Source organism: Pseudomonas sp. 008 (assembly GCF_016861935.1).
Classification (GTDB): Bacteria; Pseudomonadota; Gammaproteobacteria; order Pseudomonadales; family Pseudomonadaceae; genus Aquipseudomonas.
In genome coordinates, this window is sequence record NZ_BOMA01000005.1 from 127299 (window position 1) to 147046 (window position 19748).

At 55.2% G+C, this 19748-nt stretch carries 24 protein-coding genes; 11 read left to right on the top strand and 13 right to left on the bottom strand.

What is annotated here, in order from left to right; genetic code table 11:
* Positions 1–109: 109 nt before the first annotated feature.
* Together JUI81_RS12080 and JUI81_RS12085 are read right to left on the bottom strand one after the other, a co-directional pair.
* On the bottom strand, positions 110–1528 hold the full coding sequence (locus JUI81_RS12080) for an IS1182-like element ISPfl3 family transposase (RefSeq protein WP_204124317.1): 1419 nt from the start codon (positions 1526–1528) through the stop codon (positions 110–112).
* Between the two features lie 108 nt (positions 1529–1636).
* Positions 1637–2002, bottom strand: a complete 366-nt coding sequence (locus JUI81_RS12085; protein ID WP_204124318.1) for a histone-like nucleoid-structuring protein, MvaT/MvaU family — start codon at positions 2000–2002, stop codon at positions 1637–1639.
* 400 nt (positions 2003–2402) lie between these two features.
* Here JUI81_RS12085 and JUI81_RS12090 point away from each other — a divergent pair, with 400 nt between their 5' ends.
* Both JUI81_RS12090 and JUI81_RS12095 read left to right on the top strand, forming a co-directional pair.
* Positions 2403–2702 carry a hypothetical protein gene (locus JUI81_RS12090; RefSeq protein ID WP_180205530.1) on the top strand — a complete coding sequence of 100 codons (300 nt, stop codon included), beginning with the start codon at positions 2403–2405 and terminating at the stop codon, positions 2700–2702.
* 281 nt (positions 2703–2983) lie between these two features.
* Positions 2984–3439 (top strand): hypothetical protein, encoded by a 456-nt coding sequence (locus JUI81_RS12095; protein ID WP_204124319.1) that lies wholly within the window; start codon positions 2984–2986, stop codon positions 3437–3439.
* Between the two features lie 29 nt (positions 3440–3468).
* Here JUI81_RS12095 and JUI81_RS12100 read toward each other — a convergent pair whose 3' ends face one another.
* From JUI81_RS12100 to JUI81_RS12110, 3 genes are all read right to left on the bottom strand, one after another.
* A complete protein-coding gene (locus JUI81_RS12100) occupies positions 3469–3873 on the bottom strand; it encodes a hypothetical protein (RefSeq protein ID WP_204124320.1) in 405 nt (134 codons plus the stop codon).
* Between the two features lie 67 nt (positions 3874–3940).
* Positions 3941–4669 carry a metallophosphoesterase gene (locus tag JUI81_RS12105; RefSeq protein ID WP_204124321.1) on the bottom strand — a complete coding sequence of 243 codons (729 nt, stop codon included), beginning with the start codon at positions 4667–4669 and terminating at the stop codon, positions 3941–3943.
* Between the two features lie 17 nt (positions 4670–4686).
* Complete coding sequence (locus JUI81_RS12110) at positions 4687–4881, bottom strand: hypothetical protein (RefSeq protein ID WP_204124322.1); 195 nt, start codon at positions 4879–4881, stop codon at positions 4687–4689.
* A 593-nt stretch (positions 4882–5474) separates the two neighbouring features.
* Here JUI81_RS12110 and JUI81_RS12115 point away from each other — a divergent pair.
* Positions 5475–5972 carry a helix-turn-helix domain-containing protein gene (locus tag JUI81_RS12115; protein ID WP_239077679.1) on the top strand — a complete coding sequence of 166 codons (498 nt, stop codon included), beginning with the start codon at positions 5475–5477 and terminating at the stop codon, positions 5970–5972.
* A 68-nt stretch (positions 5973–6040) separates the two neighbouring features.
* Here the strand turns inward: JUI81_RS12115 and JUI81_RS32210 are convergent, their stop codons facing one another.
* Complete coding sequence (locus JUI81_RS32210; protein ID WP_374707264.1) at positions 6041–6202, bottom strand: hypothetical protein; 162 nt, start codon at positions 6200–6202, stop codon at positions 6041–6043.
* A gap of 76 nt (positions 6203–6278) precedes the next feature.
* Positions 6279–6503, bottom strand: a complete 225-nt coding sequence (locus JUI81_RS31995) for a hypothetical protein (RefSeq protein ID WP_275406298.1) — start codon at positions 6501–6503, stop codon at positions 6279–6281.
* Between the two features lie 1472 nt (positions 6504–7975).
* Here JUI81_RS31995 and JUI81_RS12130 point away from each other — a divergent pair.
* Positions 7976–8206: a hypothetical protein gene (locus JUI81_RS12130; protein ID WP_204124324.1), complete on the top strand. Its 231-nt coding sequence runs from the start codon at positions 7976–7978 to the stop codon at positions 8204–8206.
* A gap of 2 nt (positions 8207–8208) precedes the next feature.
* Here JUI81_RS12130 and JUI81_RS12135 read toward each other — a convergent pair whose 3' ends face one another.
* Positions 8209–9219 (bottom strand): site-specific integrase, encoded by a 1011-nt coding sequence (locus tag JUI81_RS12135; protein ID WP_204124325.1) that lies wholly within the window; start codon positions 9217–9219, stop codon positions 8209–8211.
* A 197-nt stretch (positions 9220–9416) separates the two neighbouring features.
* On the opposite strand from JUI81_RS12135, the gene dusA reads away from it, so the two are divergent.
* Together dusA and tal are read left to right on the top strand one after the other, a co-directional pair.
* Positions 9417–10403 carry a tRNA dihydrouridine(20/20a) synthase DusA gene (gene dusA / locus JUI81_RS12140; protein ID WP_275406299.1) on the top strand — a complete coding sequence of 329 codons (987 nt, stop codon included), beginning with the start codon at positions 9417–9419 and terminating at the stop codon, positions 10401–10403.
* 357 nt (positions 10404–10760) lie between these two features.
* Positions 10761–11687, top strand: a complete 927-nt coding sequence (tal, locus tag JUI81_RS12145) for a transaldolase (protein WP_019582092.1) — start codon at positions 10761–10763, stop codon at positions 11685–11687.
* A gap of 141 nt (positions 11688–11828) precedes the next feature.
* Here the strand turns inward: tal and rssC are convergent, their stop codons facing one another.
* On the bottom strand, positions 11829–12311 hold the full coding sequence (rssC, locus tag JUI81_RS12150; protein ID WP_007935262.1) for an anti-sigma factor antagonist RssC: 483 nt from the start codon (positions 12309–12311) through the stop codon (positions 11829–11831).
* Entirely contained in the window at positions 12311–13492 is a 1182-nt protein-coding gene (gene rssB / locus JUI81_RS12155) for a two-component system response regulator RssB (protein ID WP_007935264.1), read from the bottom strand. Before rssB ends, rssC begins: the two co-directional genes overlap by 1 nt.
* Before the next feature lie 276 nt (positions 13493–13768).
* On the opposite strand from rssB, the gene JUI81_RS12160 reads away from it, so the two are divergent.
* Positions 13769–14068, top strand: coding sequence for a PilZ domain-containing protein (locus JUI81_RS12160; RefSeq protein ID WP_204124327.1), 300 nt, complete (start codon positions 13769–13771; stop codon positions 14066–14068).
* Positions 14069–14140: 72 nt separating this feature from the next.
* Here JUI81_RS12160 and JUI81_RS12165 read toward each other — a convergent pair whose 3' ends face one another.
* A complete protein-coding gene (locus tag JUI81_RS12165; protein ID WP_019582091.1) occupies positions 14141–14830 on the bottom strand; it encodes a VacJ family lipoprotein in 690 nt (229 codons plus the stop codon).
* A gap of 201 nt (positions 14831–15031) precedes the next feature.
* Here JUI81_RS12165 and JUI81_RS12170 point away from each other — a divergent pair, with 201 nt between their 5' ends.
* Both JUI81_RS12170 and JUI81_RS12175 read left to right on the top strand, forming a co-directional pair.
* A complete protein-coding gene (locus JUI81_RS12170; RefSeq protein WP_019582090.1) occupies positions 15032–15652 on the top strand; it encodes a hypothetical protein in 621 nt (206 codons plus the stop codon).
* 109 nt (positions 15653–15761) lie between these two features.
* A complete protein-coding gene (locus JUI81_RS12175) occupies positions 15762–16025 on the top strand; it encodes a DUF4404 family protein (protein ID WP_019582089.1) in 264 nt (87 codons plus the stop codon).
* Positions 16026–16110: 85 nt separating this feature from the next.
* Here JUI81_RS12175 and queF read toward each other — a convergent pair whose 3' ends face one another.
* Positions 16111–16941: an NADPH-dependent 7-cyano-7-deazaguanine reductase QueF gene (queF, locus tag JUI81_RS12180; protein ID WP_019582088.1), complete on the bottom strand. Its 831-nt coding sequence runs from the start codon at positions 16939–16941 to the stop codon at positions 16111–16113.
* Between the two features lie 61 nt (positions 16942–17002).
* Positions 17003–17539, bottom strand: coding sequence for a plastocyanin/azurin family copper-binding protein (locus JUI81_RS12185; RefSeq protein ID WP_028939699.1), 537 nt, complete (start codon positions 17537–17539; stop codon positions 17003–17005).
* Between the two features lie 153 nt (positions 17540–17692).
* Here JUI81_RS12185 and JUI81_RS12190 point away from each other — a divergent pair, with 153 nt between their 5' ends.
* Together JUI81_RS12190 and JUI81_RS12195 are read left to right on the top strand one after the other, a co-directional pair.
* A complete protein-coding gene (locus JUI81_RS12190) occupies positions 17693–18373 on the top strand; it encodes a heavy metal response regulator transcription factor (RefSeq protein WP_019582086.1) in 681 nt (226 codons plus the stop codon).
* A complete protein-coding gene (locus JUI81_RS12195) occupies positions 18373–19722 on the top strand; it encodes a heavy metal sensor histidine kinase (RefSeq protein WP_019582085.1) in 1350 nt (449 codons plus the stop codon). The genes JUI81_RS12190 and JUI81_RS12195 overlap by 1 nt, the downstream gene beginning before the upstream one ends.
* Positions 19723–19748: the final 26 nt, after the last annotated feature.

Below are 19748 nucleotides of genomic sequence, written 5' to 3' on the forward strand. Positions count from 1 at the left end.
TCCGCATAAAAAAGGGCCCTTGACAGACTGTGTGAAAACACACTGACAGGCCTTAGACCAAACGCCCCGACTTGTTCGGGGCGTTTGTTTTTGTGCTGAAAAAGGCTCTTCAGCCCATCAGTTGCATCATTTTCTTGGCTCCCAGGACACTGATCGCCCGCTTGAAGTTGTACGCGGTCACGGCCAGGGCCATTTCAGCTTTCGTCCCTTCAAGTTGTCGTAGCAAGAACCGCCCGTTCCCAAATAGCCATTGTTTGAGATTGCCAAACGGGTGCTCCACGATGGATCTGCGTCGCTCCATCATCTCTGGATGCAGTTGCATCCGCTGTGCCATACGCTCAAAGGCTTCCTCTTGTGCGTGACGTGAGACATAGCGGCGCTGAGCCGTTGTACATTGGGCTTTCAGCGCACATCCAGCGCAGTCGCTGACTGCCGCCTGGTAGATCCGGTCGCCTTTGTAACGCTGCTTCAGGGTTAGCCATTGACCTGCCGGGCACTGGTATCGATCCTGTTCAGCGTCATAGGTAAAGTCCTGGCGCTCGAATAATGTCTCTCCGCCTGGGTTCGAAGTGCGGTTTGGCGGCACGTACACGGTAATGGAGGCCTCCTCGCACGCCTGAAATTGCTGGCCATTTGAGTAGCCCATATCGGCTGTCACGGTCAGCGTATCCTGCCCCAGTTCGGCCTTGGTAGCTTTAGCTATGGGTTCAAGCTGTTTGCGGTCGTCGCCATCTTGCGTCACCTCATGGTGCAAAATCAGACAGTGCTCTGCATCCACGGCTGTTTGCACGTTATAGGCAACACGCGCCCCCTTTGGCGTGCGCATCATTCGGGCATCACTTTCGTGCGTGTTGAATTGCTCCAGCCCCATCGACTTCATCAAAGCTTGGCAACTACGGTTGTCTTGCTGCTTGGCCTCAAGCTTCGCCAGTGCCGCCTTGATCGCAGTGCGATCGACCACTTGCTCGCCCTCTGCTTTATCAGCGGCATCCAGGTCAGCCAGGTATTGGGCAATCCGCTTATCCAGCTTCTCCTCCTGACGCTTGAGCTGATTCAAATTCAGGTGGCGTCGCGAGGAAGCGACTGCCTGAAACTTACTGCCGTCGATCGCAACCAGATCACCCGCAATCAAGCCGACGGATCGGCAGAGCTGCACAAAAGCTCGGCACGTCGTAACGAAAGCTACTTTGTTGTTCTTGCGAAAGTCGGCGATGGTCTTGAAGTCGGGTTTAAGTCGGTTGATCAACCACATCACTTCGATGTTGCGTTGGCACTCAGCTTCTAGGCGCCGCGACGAGCGAATGCGCTGAAAATAGCCATAGAGATAGAGCTTGAGTTGATCGGCGGGGTCGTAAGCAGGGCGCCCAGTGGCCTTGGGCTGAGCTTTCTCAAAACCGAGCTGGCCCAGATCGAGCTTGGCGACATACAGGTCGATGACCCGTACGAGGTGATCTTCAGGGATCAGTTCCTCCAGCGAGACCGGGAACAGGCTGGTCTGGCTACGGGACTCTCCTTGTATGTAAGCCATAACGAAAAATGCTCCGTATCTTTCGATACGGAGCATTCTCTTAAAGGGCCGGACAGATTGCTAGGATTTCACACAGTCTGCGCAGGGCCCTTTGTACTCAATCCAAAATCACTTGGTCAGCCAGGATTCAACAGTGGCGGAGCCGTACTTACCTTTCCACTCCTTCAGCGTCTTGTGATTGCCGCCTTTGGTTTCGACGACTTCGCCGGTGTGTGGGTTCTTATAAACCTTTACCTGGCGCGGCTTGCGGCTGCCGGCTTTGGACTCGACGGCTGGAGCACGACGGCGAGCTTGAGGATCCAGCAAGTTGATCACGTTCGGCAGGCTGTAACCGTACTCGGCGAGTAGAGCGCGCAGCTTGGTTTCAAATTCGATTTCTTGCTTCAAGCCAACATCACCCTTCAGGGCTTCCAGCGCCTGGAGTTGCTCGGCTAGGTGTTTTTCGAGTTGGCGGTATTCTGCGAGTTTGGACATGACGAATCTCTTTTGGTAGGTGGCAAACAGTATATTGCAAATCGGTAATCGCAAAAGGCACTGCTTGTGACAACTGAGAATGAAACGAAGAAGCAGAAAATTATGGCTCAGCAATAATTATGGTTGAGCGATAATTTTGAATAATTCAGTTTTACCGCTTGCTCGATCGTCTCCGTCGATAGCGAAAACTCGTGTCGTGCCGAGGCAATGAGAGCTAAATCACTAATGCATTCCGATGTGCATGTCGCGCTATGGCGATCGCTTTTTCGCGTAAGCGCCTAGTCTTGTGGTCGCGCCCCCCCCCTACAGAAAATTGAAACCGATAAGCCAGCCAGCAACAGGCGATTAAGTGTGCGCATGATAGCCTCCGGCACAGACGTATCTGTTGTGAGAGCTCGCTTTGAACACACCTAACGCACATGCCGATTTCAACACCCTCATCAATGCACCGAAATTTTCCGACGACCCTGTTGGGCACAACCAGAAAAAGCGGTGGCAGCTCATCGCTGAAGACATCATCAAAAGCACATCTAAAGAGGCGTTGCTTGAAGCAAGAGGCCGAGCCGAAGGCTACATTCATGGTCTTGTGGACGCGGGACACTTGTCGACGAGAGATACCGAGCGCGACTATCTTGTCTTAAGCATCGTCCAACGGCGTCGTGAGTTTTTGCAGAGGCTGCTGAACGAGTACGGTTACTGAGTCAAGGCGAGCTGTGAATCCGTCCGACGGCAAAATGAGCATCTCAGGATAGAGGCAGCTTGAAGCGCTCCGCACGGCTAACCCGAAGCGCTTCTGATTAAAACTGTAAGAGGCCTTGCAAGTGCTTATTCAGAGGTCTGACGGAGCTCGAGGTATAAGCTTGGCCTGAATCGACTCCCATTCCACCATTGAAATGAGCACCGCAGTCCTGCGTTCCCCTTCGATGAAAACCGGTTTTCGAGTCATGATCACCTGGTCGAGCAACTCGTCAAAGTGGGTTGTTGCTCGAGCAACTGACCATCGTTCTTACGCCATGTGCCAGGCCCTATCTCGAGATGAAAAAGTGGACGTCTCACCATCATTTAGAAATGGTCGGCGGATTCGAGAAGCTTCAGAAAACTCGCTCTGCCGAGGCCTCGCTTGAAGCTAGCGATGATGTAATTACCAGCTTGGGTTTCGAGCAGCCAAAACCGTCCTTCTTTCCTAGCCGATCGAACTTTTTCCGTGCGAATGATTCCGCCATTGGCGATTCGGTACGCGTCGTCATGCGGAAAGTGGTCGAAGGACACGCCAAGGCATCTGTCCTCGATGATCACTGCATCGCTGATAAATGCCGTAATGGGTACTGTGTATTTTCGGAGACTCGCGTGTACAAGGCGACTCATTTGGAAGTCACTGAGATATTTGGTATGAAATTCAACTTCGATGATTTCAGGCATCCGGCCATCTCCAAATGACTCAAGTAGTATTTTTCGCCAGTCATTGCTCAAACCGCTTTCATGGAAAAAGCAGCACCTATGCTGGCATTTTTTCTTAGGCCCGATCCCAGCAGGAGGTAGACCGTACTCCTGGTTTCAAACATGCAACCCTGACTAAAAGACACGCCAAAATTGCTGCGTACCCACATGCCTGCCTGAAATCGATTTCGGCTATCAAAAACGACTTCATGCGCGTACAGAGTCGCGGGCAGCAGGCCCAGTCCGATGAGCTTTTCTTTCTCATCTGAATTGACCGTGAGGTCGAGCAAAATCCACTGCCGAACAACGCAGAATGCTTTGCCTGGGAATGACTTTGCTGCTAAATAGATCAGGTCTTCCTCAGTCCCCAACCAGCCAGCCATCTCCGCGCCTGCGCCGTAAAGTAGCTGCGAGATTTCTTCTAACGTGACCATGTAATTTTCTCGAATTCGTACGCAGCGAAATTCAGTTCGCTAAGGTTCATCACTGAGAGACGGCTCATCAAATCTCGATCAGAAAATCCTGATCGAAACCGGTCTCTTCGGTCGGGTATCCGCGAGGATTTGACACTACTCGGCATCCTCCTTTAACGAAATCCGCAGCGATGTGGGTATGTCCATACACCCAAAGATCGGCCTTCCCCAGAAGCTCAGGCCAATTGTTTGCGTACGCAGCAATAAGGTGTGCAGGAAAATCCCCACTCACGTATTCCGACATAGGAGCATGGTGCGTGACGACAACAGTTTTACCGGCGAAGGGCTTGTCCAGTTCCCCAGTAAGCCAGGCGTACGCCGCCTGTGATTTAGCGATCAAGTCATCAGGACGCAAACGTCGGAAATTTTCATCGGTTCTGATCACGGTGAAATCGTTCATCCAGTCCCAAGCGACTCGTTTCGCGGCAACGACATCTCCGGTCGACGAGTAATCTGTCCATGCAGTCGTGACCAAAAATCTAGTTTGGTTGATGATCAATACTTCGTTTTCGAGGACGTGAACATGAGGCGCAGCCGCCTCTTTCATCTTGCGAAGCGTGTGGTCGATGTGGCCGCCGTAAAATTCGTGATTGCCGCACACGTAAATCACTGGGCACTGGAATGCGTCGTTCGCCCATAAGACTCCACGCGATTTGATATCAATGTCACCAGCGAGAATGATCACATCCGCATCGCTTGGAGTAGGATCGAAACGAGCGAAACCGAGGTGCAGATCTGAATAGATTTGAAGCTTCATTGGAGTCGCCGTTTAGGTCAGTGGTCAGCAAATTCCGGAACTGCTGAAGGCGCAGTTTTTGTATCTTCGTAGATCGTCCGAATGCCAGTGAGTGAACCGGCGTCGAGGCCATCTCGAGCACTGCTATAAACGGCGCCACCCGCCACCTTATGAAGCAACACGCACTCGCCTTTCTGGTCGTAACCGATGACCAGGCTGATTAGCTTCTCCATACGCTCTGAGAGGCCTCCATTGACCCACGGTGGGGTTATGACCTGAACCTCTTCAACAAGGCAAGTTGGGCCCTCCAGCTCCAGTAGGTTGGACAATAAAGAGGCGTCCGTTGGCATAAACCTCTTGGTGAATTGTCTGGCTCCCTCTGTGAACCGAAGGATGACGTGATACCAAGGATCCATTGATTCCCGTTCGATCATTCGCCATGCGGTTCGTCCTGGCCCCGGGAAGCCGGGGCGCCCTTCCCTATAAGATTCATGTGTAATAAACATTTCGCTTTTTCCTTACCATCCAAGTCAGTGAATGACCTCAAGTTGTCCCACTGACGATTTTTCATATCCGGGCTTTCCGTCGATCCATCGAGGCGTCTCCGATGCTTGGACGCACCCGCTGGCCATCGGTATCTCTTTCAGATCCGATCAAAAAGCGTCTGACAATACATGTGATATGTTTGGTGCTCAGGTCGCTAAAACTGCCTGATGCCCATCTCAAAAAGACTCTGAACCCATGATTGTGCGGCTTAGCTCTGAAAAAGCGGCAACGCATATTTCCGATACTACCACCAAACGTGGTTTATCGGAAGATAGCCGTTATGGCTCTATCCTCGCTTTTGAGGCAGACCATGTCGCTTAAGAATGAGATCGCCGGTACGCTCAGGGCAATCAGGACAATCCGAGGCTTCGACTACGGTGATTTGGCAGACGTCAGTGCAAAAGCAAACATAGGTAAGCTGGAGCAAGGAAAGAGCAATATCACGGTTGCGAAATTGATCGAGCTAGCAGAGGCCCTCCAATTCGATCCTATTGCTCTTATGACCCTCTGCGTCGCTATCCAGAAGGATGAACCTACCGATACCACTCTAGAGCGGGCACGTGCAGAACTCGACTCATTCAAAGACGAAGGAGGAGAGGAGCTTGTCAGGAGTCAGTTTGTGGGCAAAGAGCTGAAAAAGAGGCCTTCGGGTAAGCCTGGTAATACCAAGAATGCCGATTCGGTGAGAGAGCTGAAGGCTTTAGGATTGAGTCAGGCTGAGGTGGCGCGGACGCTTGGATTGGCGAGCTCAACAGTGTATCGGTACTGGCAGACTTGAAGGGACACACCGCCCGAACTCAAGTAGTAAGAGTGATGGTGTCGGCGTTTAAGCGAATTCGATAACACTTATGGCCTTTTGATGAAGGCTGATTTCATGCAGCCCGATCTCACTACCTTTCGGATGCAAACCGATCGTGCCCCCCAAGCTTCAGCCATGAGTTGATGGCCATAACAGATACACAGGAGAGGCATTTTCATCGCAGGCGTTCGAGCTACAACGCCTTGCATCTCAAACCTTGATTCTTCTAAAACACTCCTTAACCCGGTCGCGGCCAAATGCCATCGGCTCAAATACCTCGCCGTACTAGCCCACCACGTCGTCGTACCCTGAATGCTTGGGGTCTGTCATAAACTGTAGAAAATCCTTGTAATCTGACACTCCACCTACGTCTGCTGTCGGACAAGCATTCACGCCATCAACGTAATACGGCAGTGGAGAGGCCGCGATGGCGGGTAGAGGTGCAATTACGCAGTACAGCGCTTTGACAAACGTCTTGTGAGCCTCTGGTTTACCGGCGGCCCCCAGCAATCAGGCTCTGGGGTATCGTACTTTTCACCCGCTATCATCTCCAGCCCATCACGACCTTGATGACATGGTGCGGTTTCCCCAGGGTGATGATTTCAGACACCGCGAACGGACGAAGATCTTCGGAGTGATCCACTTCAGCTCAGTTTGCAGTAGCAACAAATCAAGTGCGGGTTTAAATAACCGGACAATTTCAATGGCACAGAGCCACCATTTTAGCAAGCTACAAACATTGCGCACGGAAGCTCAGGCGTGATCGAGAGAGCATCGGGGCGGCATTAGCCAGCGCCTCCCCCTCGAGTGACGGTTTGAAAATGATACGAGGCTCGGGCAGCTAGCTACTTTCACGTCAGCCATCAATTAGCCACAAGGGTCGCAAACCCTAGATTTTTCTGCACTCACGAAATGTCAAGCAATATATATCTTCACCCCCCCCCTTGAAATCATTTTTTCCAAACGGAGTGTATAGTTATTGAATTCAAAAACAGCTTTCTCCAAACCTCTCAATCTCTACTCACCTTTTCAAGCAAAACCCAACTGACCTTTGCCCAGCGCTTCTGATATTCAATTTGCTTACTGGCTAATTGGTAGCTTGATAAGAAAATCCAATCAACCTTACCGAAAGCCTAAGGAGGCCGTTTTGCTTATAGGAGTCGTTTTTTCGGCCGAAGGACGGCTAGCTTGTCTTTTGAGCCCAAACCAAGCGGCTAATTTTTTGGGATAACTACGTCCAAAATTTGAGAATCGCCATGCCGTCAGAAAAAAGGGTTAAAAAACTCACAGCCGACAAAATTTAGGAAGAGCTCGACTACCTCGTTAAGGCGGATCGGGCACGAGGCACGTCAGCCATACCCGAACGCACATCCCAAGGCGACAACATCGTCCTTCCTCACATATCTCTTGCAGTACTCAAGAGCAGGCTCATGCGTATTTCCCGATAGGCGCTGGCTGACCATTGCTGAGTGCGATCTGATCCCCTGCAGGTCTTTTCAGTGTTTACAGTATACCTTTCATATACTCTTTAACCCTGAAAATTGACGGATTGTCAATATGCATGCTGATTTTTTTCATTGACAGCGAATCACTAAACATTCACCATGAATTGACATCGAACCGGACGGCGCCTTGATGCACGCTACTGACTTGAAAAGGGAAATCTTGATACGCACGCCTGTAACTCGAGCCTTCATTTCTGCAAAGAAATCGCCGCGACCCGTTCGTATCGGTCGAGCGCCTCGATTTTGGCAGCAGAACGGCGGCACTTCGTGGTTCTTACGCTATACACAAATGTCAGCCGGCCAATTTTAACAAACGTAATGATGGCTTGAGTTCTTCGGATTCGAACAGAAGTGCCATCGATTGATCCGCCTACACAACCTGCACTCTCAACGCCTTAGTACTCATGGAACCGGCAAATCAAACATTTGGCGCTACGACTAGGAGGGTACGCGCGCTCACGGATTACGAGCTATCCAATGTCTGAACGTAACGCACTTGTCATGTCCCTGGGCTTCTTGACCGAAGAACAGATGATCGAAATCACCCAAGTGAAGAAAGAGACACTCGAACACTGGCGAAAGCACGGCAAAGGCCCAATCCCTACTCTCTTCGGACGTGCCTTTTTCTATGCATTTGATGATGTCAAAGACTACATGCACTCACTGAGAAGAACACGTAGTCGCGAGTCCATATTGCGCTCAATTTGACTTCATTCGGCCTTCGATGCCTGCACACCCAGCAAGTCATTGAAGGCCTTCTGCACATCTTTAGCTTTAATGTGCGTGTAGCGCTTCAGCATCTTCCAGTCCCGATGCCCAGAAATCAGAGCAACCTGCTCGATTCGAAGACCAACAGTAAACAACTTGCCGATTGCTCCGTGGCGCAGATCATGAAAAACCAGGTCATCAATTTCGCATTGCTGACAGATACGAGTAAACGATGAGCTGACTGACGCTGGGTTGTATTGAAAAATACGCCCTTCTTTTCGATCTCCAGCATGCGCTATAGCGATTTTCCAGGCTGCCGGCAGAAGAGGAACAGTCTGATTGTTTCCGATCTTCTCCTGAGGGTGCTTGCGGCTTCTGATCTTCACTGTTTTATCAACATGGTCGATGTCTTCAATGAGAATCTGACAAATTTCTTCTTGGCGCATTGCAGAAGCCAGGGCGAAAGCAATCAGATGCTGCATTGGGATCTTCTGTCTCGCCCCCTTCTTTTCGTATGCCGCGAAAATTTTGTCGAGCTCATCTTCGGTAGCTTCTCTCTCACGTTGTTTGCTACGCGTACTCACACCACGGCGCGACAGACTGCTGCGAACCTCGTTTGCAATGCCTGCATCAACGTCGTAGTGCCTCACTTCGCGCGCCCAATGCAAAACCGTGGAGATGTACGACAAATCGACAGCGATAGTGACGCCCGAAACCGTAGTGCCGGCCTGAGTCTTCTGCTTGAGTCTTTTGTCTACAAAGTCACGAAGATGAAGGATCGAGAACTCTGACATCAGGACACCTTTGAACTCCGATTTCAGCCGTAAGAGTGTCGCTTTTTTGTTCTTGCCGTGCGGTTTGACCGGTTCGGTTTCTTCGATGTATTTATTGATGAAGTCCGCAACAGTCGAGCCCTTGGGGGTTGGTGCCGTCCCTACGGCCCGGATGCTCTCAAGCTTGCTCTCAATCTCAGCAGCCCACCTCTTCGCGTCAGCATGCTTCTTGAACGTCATCCCTTTCCGCACGCCACCGCGCATAACCTGAGCGCGCCAGCTGCCACTCGGAAGCTTTACAATACTCGCCATCGTCGTGTGCAATCCCTGTTCAATTCGCTGTACTCGAATAATACACTGCACACACCCGTCATGCACACCGCGTGTGCACCAATGCTACACACGAAGGCTATAAAGTGATTTCTTCAGAAGAAAAAATCGTTATAAATCAAGGTGTTATTAGCAGAAGATTTTCGGTCGCCCCCATGATGGATTGGACAGACCGCCACTGCCGTTTCTTCCTGCGACTGCTCTCCAAGCACGCCCTGCTCTACACCGAAATGGTCACCACCGGCGCGCTCCTCAACGGCGATCACGAGCGCTTCCTGCGTCACAACGAAGCCGAGCACCCGCTCGCCCTGCAACTCGGTGGCAGTGTTCCGCTGGACCTAGCCGCCTGCGCACGCATGGCCCAGGATCACGGTTACGACGAGGTAAACCTGAACGTCGGCTGCCCGAGTGATCGGGTGCAGAACAATATGATCGGCGCGTGCCTGATGGGGCATCCGCAGTTGGTGGCCGATTGTGTGAAGGCGATGCGTGATGCGGTGTCGATTCCGGTGACGGTGAAGCATCGGATCGGGATTAATGGGCGGGACAGTTACGAGGAACTGTGCGATTTCGTCGGCACGGTTCGGGATGCCGGGTGCACGAGTTTTACCGTGCATGCGCGGATTGCGATTCTGGAGGGGTTGTCGCCGAAGGAGAACCGCGACATTCCACCTCTTCGCTATGACGTGGCGGCGCGGTTGAAGGCGGATTTTCCGGAGTTGGAGATTATTCTCAACGGCGGGATCAAGACGCTCGAGGCCTGTCACGAGCATTTGCAGACGTTCGACGGCGTGATGTTGGGCCGTGAGGCTTATCACAATCCTTATGTGATGGCTGAGGTGGATCAGCAGCTGTTCGGCAGCACGGCGCCGGTGATCAGCCGGGCCGAGGCGCTGGCGCAGTTGCGGCCTTATATTGCCGAGCATCTGCTGGCGGGTGGCGCGATGCACCACATCACTCGGCATGTACTGGGGCTGGGCACCGGGTTTCCGGGGGCACGCAAGTTTCGGCAGTTGTTGTCGGTGGATATTCACAAGGCTAAAGAGCCGTTGGCGTTGCTGGATCAGGCGGCAGAGTTGTTGGAGGGACGTTAATCCCTCGTCACTCACTTGCAGGTTTCGCGCGCCGGTGTCCGCGCTCTGTCTCGTTAGAAAATGGCCGCTTTGAAATGGCGGCCGTCACTTGTTCGGCCCGAGCGCTCAAAGGTCTAATTCGCAAGCTGGTCAAATCGGTAAGCATTGAGGACATGACCCAGGCCTGCTCAGCACGCTAACCGTCACCTCCATTGAACCTGCCCTCCATTTCAGCATCGTATTTACCGAGACCACGCCCCGCCTTTCAAACATCCGTTTTCAGGATGTTGCCGCTGGGGCCTTCGATACGCACATGCACCCTTGAGTGGCTGTCAGCGCTCGGGTAATGTCATTAGACCCATAGGACAGAGCACGCCCATGACTTCCAAGCTGGAACAACTCAAACAAATGACCACCGTAGTTGCCGACACTGGCGACTTCGAAGCAATCGCTCGCGTTAAACCCGTGGACGCCACCACCAACCCTTCCCTGCTGCTCAAAGCGGCGGCCATTCCCGGTTATGCCGAGTTGCTAAACGCTTGCGTCAGCGACTGCAAGGGCGATGTGGGCCTGGCCAGTGACCGTTTTGGTGTGGCGGTGGGGCAAGAGATTCTGAAGGTGATTCCTGGCCGTATTTCCACTGAAGTGGATGCGCGCCTGTCGTTCGACACTGACGCCGTATTGAAGCGTGCGCACCGTCTGATCGACTTGTACGAAAAGGCCGGCGTTGGCCGTGACCGTGTGCTGATCAAGATTGCTTCGACTTGGGAAGGCATCCGCGCTGCCGAGAAGCTGGAAAAGGAAGGCATCCAGACCAACCTGACCTTGCTGTTCTCTTTCGCTCAGGCGGCGGCATGTGCTGACGCTGGGGTTTTCCTGATTTCGCCGTTCGTGGGCCGTATCTACGACTGGTACAAGAAGGCCACCGGCAACGACTACACCGGCGCGGATGATCCGGGCGTGCAGTCGGTGACGCGCATCTACAACTACTACAAGGCCAATGACTACAAAACCGTAGTGATGGGTGCCAGCTTCCGTAATCTGAATCAGATCGAGCAATTGGCCGGTTGTGATCGGTTGACCATCAGCCCTGATCTGCTAGAGAAACTGGCGGCGGATACCGGCAAGCTGGAGCGCAAATTGGTGCCTGGGCATGCGGGTGAAGCGCGTCTGAGCTTGAATGAAGCGCAGTTCCGTTGGTTGTCCAACGAGGATGCGATGGCGACCGAGAAGCTGGCTGAGGGCATTCGTCAGTTTGCTCGGGACCAGGAGAAGCTTGAGGCGTTGTTGCAGGCCAAGCTGTGATTTGAGTTAGCTGGATGCAAAAAGGGCGAACCATGGGTTCGCCCTTTTTTTGCGTTGAATTCGGGTAATGGGCTTAGCACTGGAAGATGTGGTGATTGTTAGGGCGCCTTCGCGGGCAAGCCCGCTCCCACAGGGAATTAATCAGTGACGCTCCAGCGCGTTCACCAGGTCATGAAACGCCTCACGGTTGGAGTCGTTCAGGCCCATGAGGATTTTGTGTGCTTCGAGGACTTTGATCCGCACCACTTCTTCGGACTGGTCCTGGTCTGGCAGGTCGGTCAGGCATTCAGGGCATGGGATCGGGCGGTCAACGATGTTGAACACTTGCTCGAAGCCCATGGACTGCAGCAGACGGGTGATGTCTTCGTGGGTGGTGACGACAGTCGGCAACAGGCCGACTTTTTGCCGCGACAGGATCGACAGCTTGGCCAGCAGGCCCAGGGTGGTGCTGTCGATGCTACGGGTTTCGGTCAGGTCGATCACGATGGCGTTGAAGTTCAACGCAGTGAAGATCCGCTCAATAGTCGCATCCAACGCCGAACACAGGGTCAGGCGAACTTCACCGACGAACTTCAGGACGAAGGTGCCGTCCTGCTCGGCGAACTGGATTCTACCGGTACTCATTAAAGATTCCTGCTCAACACCAACAGGGCGATATCATCCGGCATCTCCCCTAGCGTGGCCAATCCAAAAACCTGGCGCAGACCATCCAGGCTGCCGCCCGCCGCTTTCACCCGTTGAGGCAAAGCAGCTTCTTTATCTTTGAGTGTGGGTTCTGGCAAAAGGTCCAGAATGCCATCAGACATCAGCGTCAGGCTGAATACCGGCGGCAGCTCCAGTACGTGGTCTTCGTAGGTGGCTTCATTGAAGAGGCCCACCGGCAGACCACGCCCTTCCAGGTAACGAACACTGTCTGGCGTGTACAACACGGGCAACGGCAGATGACCGCCGATGCTATAGGTCAACAAACCTGTCTCCTCGTCGATGACTCCACCGACCATTGTGACGTGTTTACCCAGCTTACAACTGATCAGGCCCCGGTTGATATGACCAAGGACTTCTGAAGGCTTGAATTCCGGCAATGTGCCGTTGCGCTTGGATTCGAACAGCAAGCGTGTGGTCATGAACTTCAGCAGCACGGTGACGAAGGCTGAAGAGGCGCCATGACCGGAAACGTCCGCCAGGTAGAACGCTACCCGACGCTCGTCGACCCGAAAGTAGTCGACGAAATCGCCCGACAGGTACAGCGACGGGATGATCTGGTGCGCAAACTGGAACTCGTCGATGGTCCAGGGGCTCACCGGCAGCATGTTCATCTGCACCTGGCGACCGGCGTTCTGGTCTTCCTGGAGCAGGTTCAGGCTGGCTTCGAGCTCGCGGTTGGCCTTTTCCAGCTTCTCGCGGTAGCGCTGGTTTTCCAGCAGCAGACGCGCACGATCCAGGGCACGGCGCACGGAGTGCTCGAGTACGGCGAGATCTTCGAGAGGCTTGATCAGGTAGTCCGCTGCGCCCAGGCGCAGGGCCTCGACGGCGTCGTTCATCACGCCGGCGCCCGAAACCACGATTACCGGGGTTTGCGGCGACAGTTCGGTGACCTGGCGAATGAGTTCGAGTCCGCCCATCTGCGGCATGCGCAGATCGCAGATGACCAAGTCGGGCTTGTCTTGCTCGAATACCTGAAGACCCTGCTGGCCATTGCTGGCCTGCAGGACACTGAAACCACTGTCTTCCAAGTAGGCCGCGAGGCTCGCACGCACTACTTCGTCATCATCGATTATCAGCAGCGTGGCACTGGTTTTTGGCATGTGGGCAAACGGCGCCAGAATTAGGTTGGCGTAGCAGGCTGGGCATTTGGCCCTGCACACACTACTGGATTCGCTTTCTAGCCTCTCTGCTGCACCGTTTTCGAGCGTTTGCCCTACTCACTGTTCCACCAGAGGTGCCCTTCTAAGGCGCAGACGGTACTCCCATCCGCGAGGCGTTTCAAGCTCACGCCGATGGTCGCTTGACGTCTTTACTTGTCAAATCACCGAGAGTTATAAGAACAGGCAAAACCGTAACCCAAAGGAAGGATCGAGCCCATGAGCCAAACCGATCGGGACTACAGCGAAAAGCGCGATTTCATCCGCATGCGGGTTGATGCCGATGTGTCGCTGATTCATGAAGGCGATGAGGTGCAAGCCGTCTGCATCGACCTTTCCAGCAGTGGCATGCAGCTGGAGGCGCCCCGCTCATTCAAGGTCGGTGACCGGCTCAGCGTGCGGATCGATTCCGATCACGTAGCCCTCAAAGGCCTTGAAGCCGACACCGAGGTGGTGTGGGTGAAAGCACAGGACGGTGGCGGCCAGAAACTCGGGCTTACAATCCTGAAGATGAAATAGCCCTGACTTCACCCGCAAGCCAAACGAAAGAAGGCGGCCAATTGGCCGCCCTCTTCGTTTTACCGGTCGAGATTAAAAATCGTCTTCGACCTTACCGTCCTTGACTTTGAATTCGCGGTTTTGCAGGTATGCATTGCGAATAAAGGTGTATTTGTCGCCAGTGATCAGTTTCTCGGCCGACAACAGGCTGGCGCGAGTGTCGACGATGTTCAGGCCGTAAATCGAGTTACGTACCGGTATATCGTTGATGTAAGGGTACGGACCGGTATAGCCGTCGACATACTTGGAAGGTGTATCACGCAAGGTGCTTGGGCCCAAGAGCGGCAGCATCACGTACGGGCCGCTGCCCACGCCCCAGTAACCGAGGGTCTGGCCGAAGTCTTCGTCGTTGCGGTGCAGGCCCATTTTGGTGCCCACGTCAAAGAAGCCCAGCAGGCCGAAGGTGGTGTTGAAAATCAAACGCGCGGTGTCGACGCCAGCCGCAGCGGGCTTGGCCTGCAACACGTCGTTGGCGAGGTTGGTCACATCGCCGACGTTGCGGAACATGTTGTGGATGCCGTCTTCCAGGAACTGCGGTGTGACGAACTGGTAGCCCTGAGCCAACGGCTTCAGTGCGTAGGTGTCGACAAAGTCGTTGAATTTGTAGATCGGGCGGTTGATGCTTTCCCAAGGGTCTTCTTCCGTGGCAGCCTGGGCCGCGAACGGAACCAGCAACACGCTGGCACACATACAAAGCTGAGCGAGTCGATTGCTCCAGCGCATAGAAAAACTCCTTGGATTGTACTGACGCGGGCGCTTGGCCCAGCCGCAAAGACCGCTAGTATATGACGGAAAACCCGGTTTAGGCAGCATCGTGCACGATGGTCTACGAACGACGCCCTCCTGACGGCGAGCGATTCACATCCGTGTCACTCGATTGTCATCGTCCGTGAATAGCCTTGTCGCTATTTCAGGGACGTTTCCATGCCGCACGCCGAAGTCTTGCCCCTTGCCGCACCAAATCTGACCGCCGTGCTGTTCGGCCTCAGTGGTTGCCTGGTGGATTTCGGCGCGCGCACGCGTCAGCACGGCACCGTTTCTGCCGAGCACACCGAGGTCACGCCCGGCGCCCTGGAGAGCCTGTCCAGCTTGCAGCGACAACGGATTCCCTGCGCCTGGCTTGATGAACTACCCCCTGCCCTCAGCCATTCCCTGGCCGTCGCACTTCCGGCCTGGATCAAATCTTTGCAACACTCTGAAACAATCAATCCATGGCCGGCCCCGAATGCCTGCTGGCAAGCCTTGATGGCGCTGAATGTCGAGCGCCTGGACGGTTGCGTGCTGGTCAGCGGCGAGCCGCGACTGCTGCAATCGGGCCTGAACGCCGGGCTGTGGACCATCGGCCTGGCGTCGTGCGGCTCGTTATGCGGGCTCGCGCCGAACGAATGGCAAGCCTTGAGCCAGAAGGAACGGGAACACTTGCGCGGCAAGGCGACGGTGCAGTTGTTCGGCCTGGGCGTGCATTCGGTGATCGATCATCTGGGCGAGCTCGATACCTGCCTGGCCGATATCAGCCTGCGTCGGCTCAAAGGCGAAAAGCCCTGACTGAGATCATGCAGGTTGCCCGGGAGTGGATTAATCTAAAGGTCAGCCATAGACCTTTGGCACGCCGCTGCGGTCTATGCCAGTGCCTATCGAGAAAAGGAAGAACGCCATGCCCGCCCGCGAACTGCAAGATCAGCTCAATAAACTGCGCGAGCAATTGGAACAGAATCCGCCACTGACCGAAGCCGAGCGCGAAGACCTGCACGCGCTGATGCAACAGATCCAACTGGAGCTTGAGCTGGAAACCAAAACCCAGGACACCAACCTCGCCGACAGTGTGAACCTGGCAGTCGATCGCTTCGAAGTCGAACATCCCGCCCTTGCCGGCACCTTGCGTAACATCATGCAAGCCTTGGTCAGCATGGGGATCTGAACCCATCAGATGCAAAAAAGCCCCGCTATTGATAGCGGGGCTTTTTCATTTCCGGGATTTGCAAATGCAATCCCGCACTGGCTCTTTATTGTCGGACCAAGCGATGGTTCGGCAGTTGCACCTCTTCGGTGCTGCGATACGGGTTGATGTCCAATCCACCACGACGCACATACCGCGCGTACACCGTCAATTTCTCCGGCTTTAGCAACCGCTGCAGGTCGAGGAAAATCCGCTCCACGCACTGCTCATGGAAGTCCGAGTGCTGGCGGAAGCTCACGATGTATTCCAGCAAACTCGCGTGATCCAGCGCCGCGCCACGATATTCCACCACCACGCTGCCCCAGTCCGGCTGACTCGTGACCGGGCAGTTGGATTTGAGCAAATGGCTGTGCACGCACTCTTCAACGATGCGCGACTCATCGCAACGCAGCAGTTCCGGACGCGGATGCTCATAGTTGCTGACACTGATGTCCAGGTCATCGATGCACACGCCCGGCAACGCCACGACGCCTTCCGCCTCTACCTCTTTCAGGCTGCGAACCCGCACGCCCACCGGTTTGCCGGCAGCGACCGAGAGATCTTTCACCAGCGTCGCTTCAAGGCTGGCGGTGTCGGCAAATGGCGTCTGGTTCAGCGAGTTGAGGTACAGCTTGAACGACTTCGACTCGATGATGTTCGGCGAATCCGCCGGGATGCTGAATTCGCCGATCGCCACCACAGGCTTGCCGGACGGCAATAGCCACGACAGCTCGAAGCAGTTCCAGAAGTCCACCCCCTTGTACGGCAGGGTTTGCGCGGTCAGGCCCAGCTCGGCCCATTTCGCTGTGCGCGGGATCGGGAACAGCAAGGACGGCGTGTAGGTGGCGATGTATTCGCTGGATTTGCCCAGCGGCGAATGTTCGGCTGCGGGATGCATGGCGGAAACCTGACTGAAGAATCAGCGGATTCTACCAGCCTTTGCTCCCGCCTTTGAGTGCTTACTGACTGACTGTCAGTTTGCCGACCATGCCGGCCTGGTAATGGCCGGGGATGTTGCAGGCAAATTCCAGGTTAGTGGCCTTGGTGAAGGTCCAGGTCAGCTCGGCGGTTTTACCCGGCTCCACCAACACACTATTGGGGTCGTCATGCTTCATGCCGTGATCCATGGCGCCATGATCCATTCCGGCCATGGAACCGTGGTCCATGGCCTTCATGCCTGTAGGCATCAGCATGCCGCTTTGCTGCATCTGGAGCATTTCCTGCTGATGCCTGGCATGCATCTGTGCATCGCCGAGGTTGAATTCATGCAGCAACTGTCCTTTATTCACCAGTACGAGACGCACGGTTTCCCCGGCCTTGATATCGATGGTCTTGGGGCTGAAGGTCATATCGCCCATCACCACTTCAACGCTGCGGGTGGCCTGGGCGGCCGAGGCTGGTCGACCGAAATCGTAGGTCTGCGCCGGTGAGGCTTCCAGCCCTAAACTCAGAGTCAGCAAACAAGCGGCCAGTGCCAGACGCTTTTGCAAAAACATAGTCGTACTCCAACAAGATGAGGTTCAGCTTGTGGGAAACTCTACCAGCCGGCTCTGCCAGCTACCTGACAGGCAGATTACAACTTTGTCAGATTGGCCAGCTTCCTCGCCGCCCACGGTATAACGCACCTGTTCCAACTACCCGAGTCGCCCATGAAACTGCTGATCGTCGAAGACCAACCGAAAACCGGCCAATACCTGCGCCAGGGCCTGACCGAGGCCGGGTTCAATACCGAACTGGTGACCGACGGCACCACCGGCCAGCAGCTGGCCTTGAGTGGCGATTACGCCTTGTTGATTCTCGATGTGATGCTGCCCGGACGCGATGGCTGGCAGATTTTGCAAGCGGTGCGCGGTGCAGGCCTGGACACGCCGGTACTGTTTCTGACCGCACGAGACGCGGTGGAGGACCGAGTCCACGGCCTGGAACTGGGCGCCGACGACTACCTGGTCAAACCTTTCGCCTTCTCCGAACTGCTGGCCCGGGTTCGTAGCCTGCTGCGTCGCGGCAGCGCCACGCCTCAGGAAACCAGCCTGCAACTGGCCGATTTGCGCCTGGACCTGATCCGTCGACGGGTCGAGCGTAACGGTCAGCGCATCGACCTGACCGCCAAGGAATTCGCCCTGCTGGAAATGCTCCTGCGGCGCCAGGGCGAAGTTCTGCCCAAGTCGCTGATCGCGTCCCAGGTGTGGGACATGAATTTCGACAGCGACACCAACGTCATCGAAGTGGCGATCCGCCGGTTGCGCCTGAAGATCGATGACGATTTCCCGAACAAGTTGATTCACACCGTGCGCGGCATGGGTTACGTCCTTGAAGAGCGCCCCGCCTGATGCGCCGGCTTTCATTAAGCAACCGCCTGGCACTGCTGTTTGCCGCCTGTACTGCGGTGGTGTCGTTGTTCGCCGGGGTGTTGTTCAGCCGCGCCAGCGAGGCGCACTTTGTCGAGTTGGACCAGCAGTTGCTGGATGACAAACTGATTGGTTTACGCCGGGCGCTGGATGACATTCAGGCCGGCGACGCCGAGGCCAGGCTGGCCGATGAATTGAGCCGACAGGCCGATCTTTCGCTGCGCATCATTAGCAGTGACGGCCAACGCATGTACGACAGCTCGCCCAGCGTGCCCAAAGATTTGCCGCGCAAGCGTGGCCTGTCGACAGTGAGCGACGACGGCACCGATTACCGCGTCCTGAATGCGCCGCTGTTCCTCGACAAACCCGACTCACCGCAACTGACCTTGTTGCTGGACATCACCCATCACCAACACTTTCTGCAGCGCATGCAACACCTGATCTGGCTGACGGTTGGCCTCTCGGCCCTGGCCACTGCCCTGCTCGGTGCCTGGGCGGCGCGCAGTGGTTTGCGTCCGTTGCTGCGTATGAGTGCGGTCGCCAGCGGCGTGTCGGCGCAATCACTCAACGCCCGTCTGCCGGAAGCAGACATGCCGCCGGAACTCGCGGAAATGGCCCACAGCTTCAACGCCATGCTCGGACGCCTCGATGACTCTTTTCAGCGGCTCTCGGCCTTCTCCGCCGACATCGCCCATGAACTGCGCACACCACTGTCGAACCTGCTGACTCACACCCAAGTCACCCTCACCCGCCCTCGCCCCCTTGAGGATTACCGCGAGGCGCTGCACAGCAACCTCGAAGAACTGCAATGGATGGCGCAACTGGTCAACGACATGTTGTACCTGGCCAAGGCTGACCACGGCTTGCTGATGCCCAAGCGCGAACCGCTGGACCTGGCGGAAGAAGCGGATGTGCTGCTGGAGTTTTTCGCGCCACTGGCCGAGGACGCCCGGGTGAAGTTGAGTCGTGACGGCCACGCGCGTATGCAGGGCGATCGCAGCATGTTGCGCCGGGCACTGTCCAATTTGCTGGACAATGCGTTGCGGTTTACCCCGGCCGGTGGTGAGGTGCGGGTAAAGATCGTCGAGCAACCGGCAGGCTTGAGCCTGACCGTTGAAAACAGTGGTGAAGGGATTTCCGAGGACCTGGTGCCGCGTTTGTTTGACCGTTTCTACCGGGCAGACCCCGCGCGCCGTGAAGGCAGCAGTGAGCATGCGGGATTGGGATTGGCGATCACCCAGTCGATCATCCGCGCCCATGGCGGGCAGATTCGTTGCGAATCGGCTCAGGGGTGGACGCGGTTCATAATTGAGTTGCCAAGAAAGGACTGAGGCCAGCAGGACTGGCCCCTTCGCGG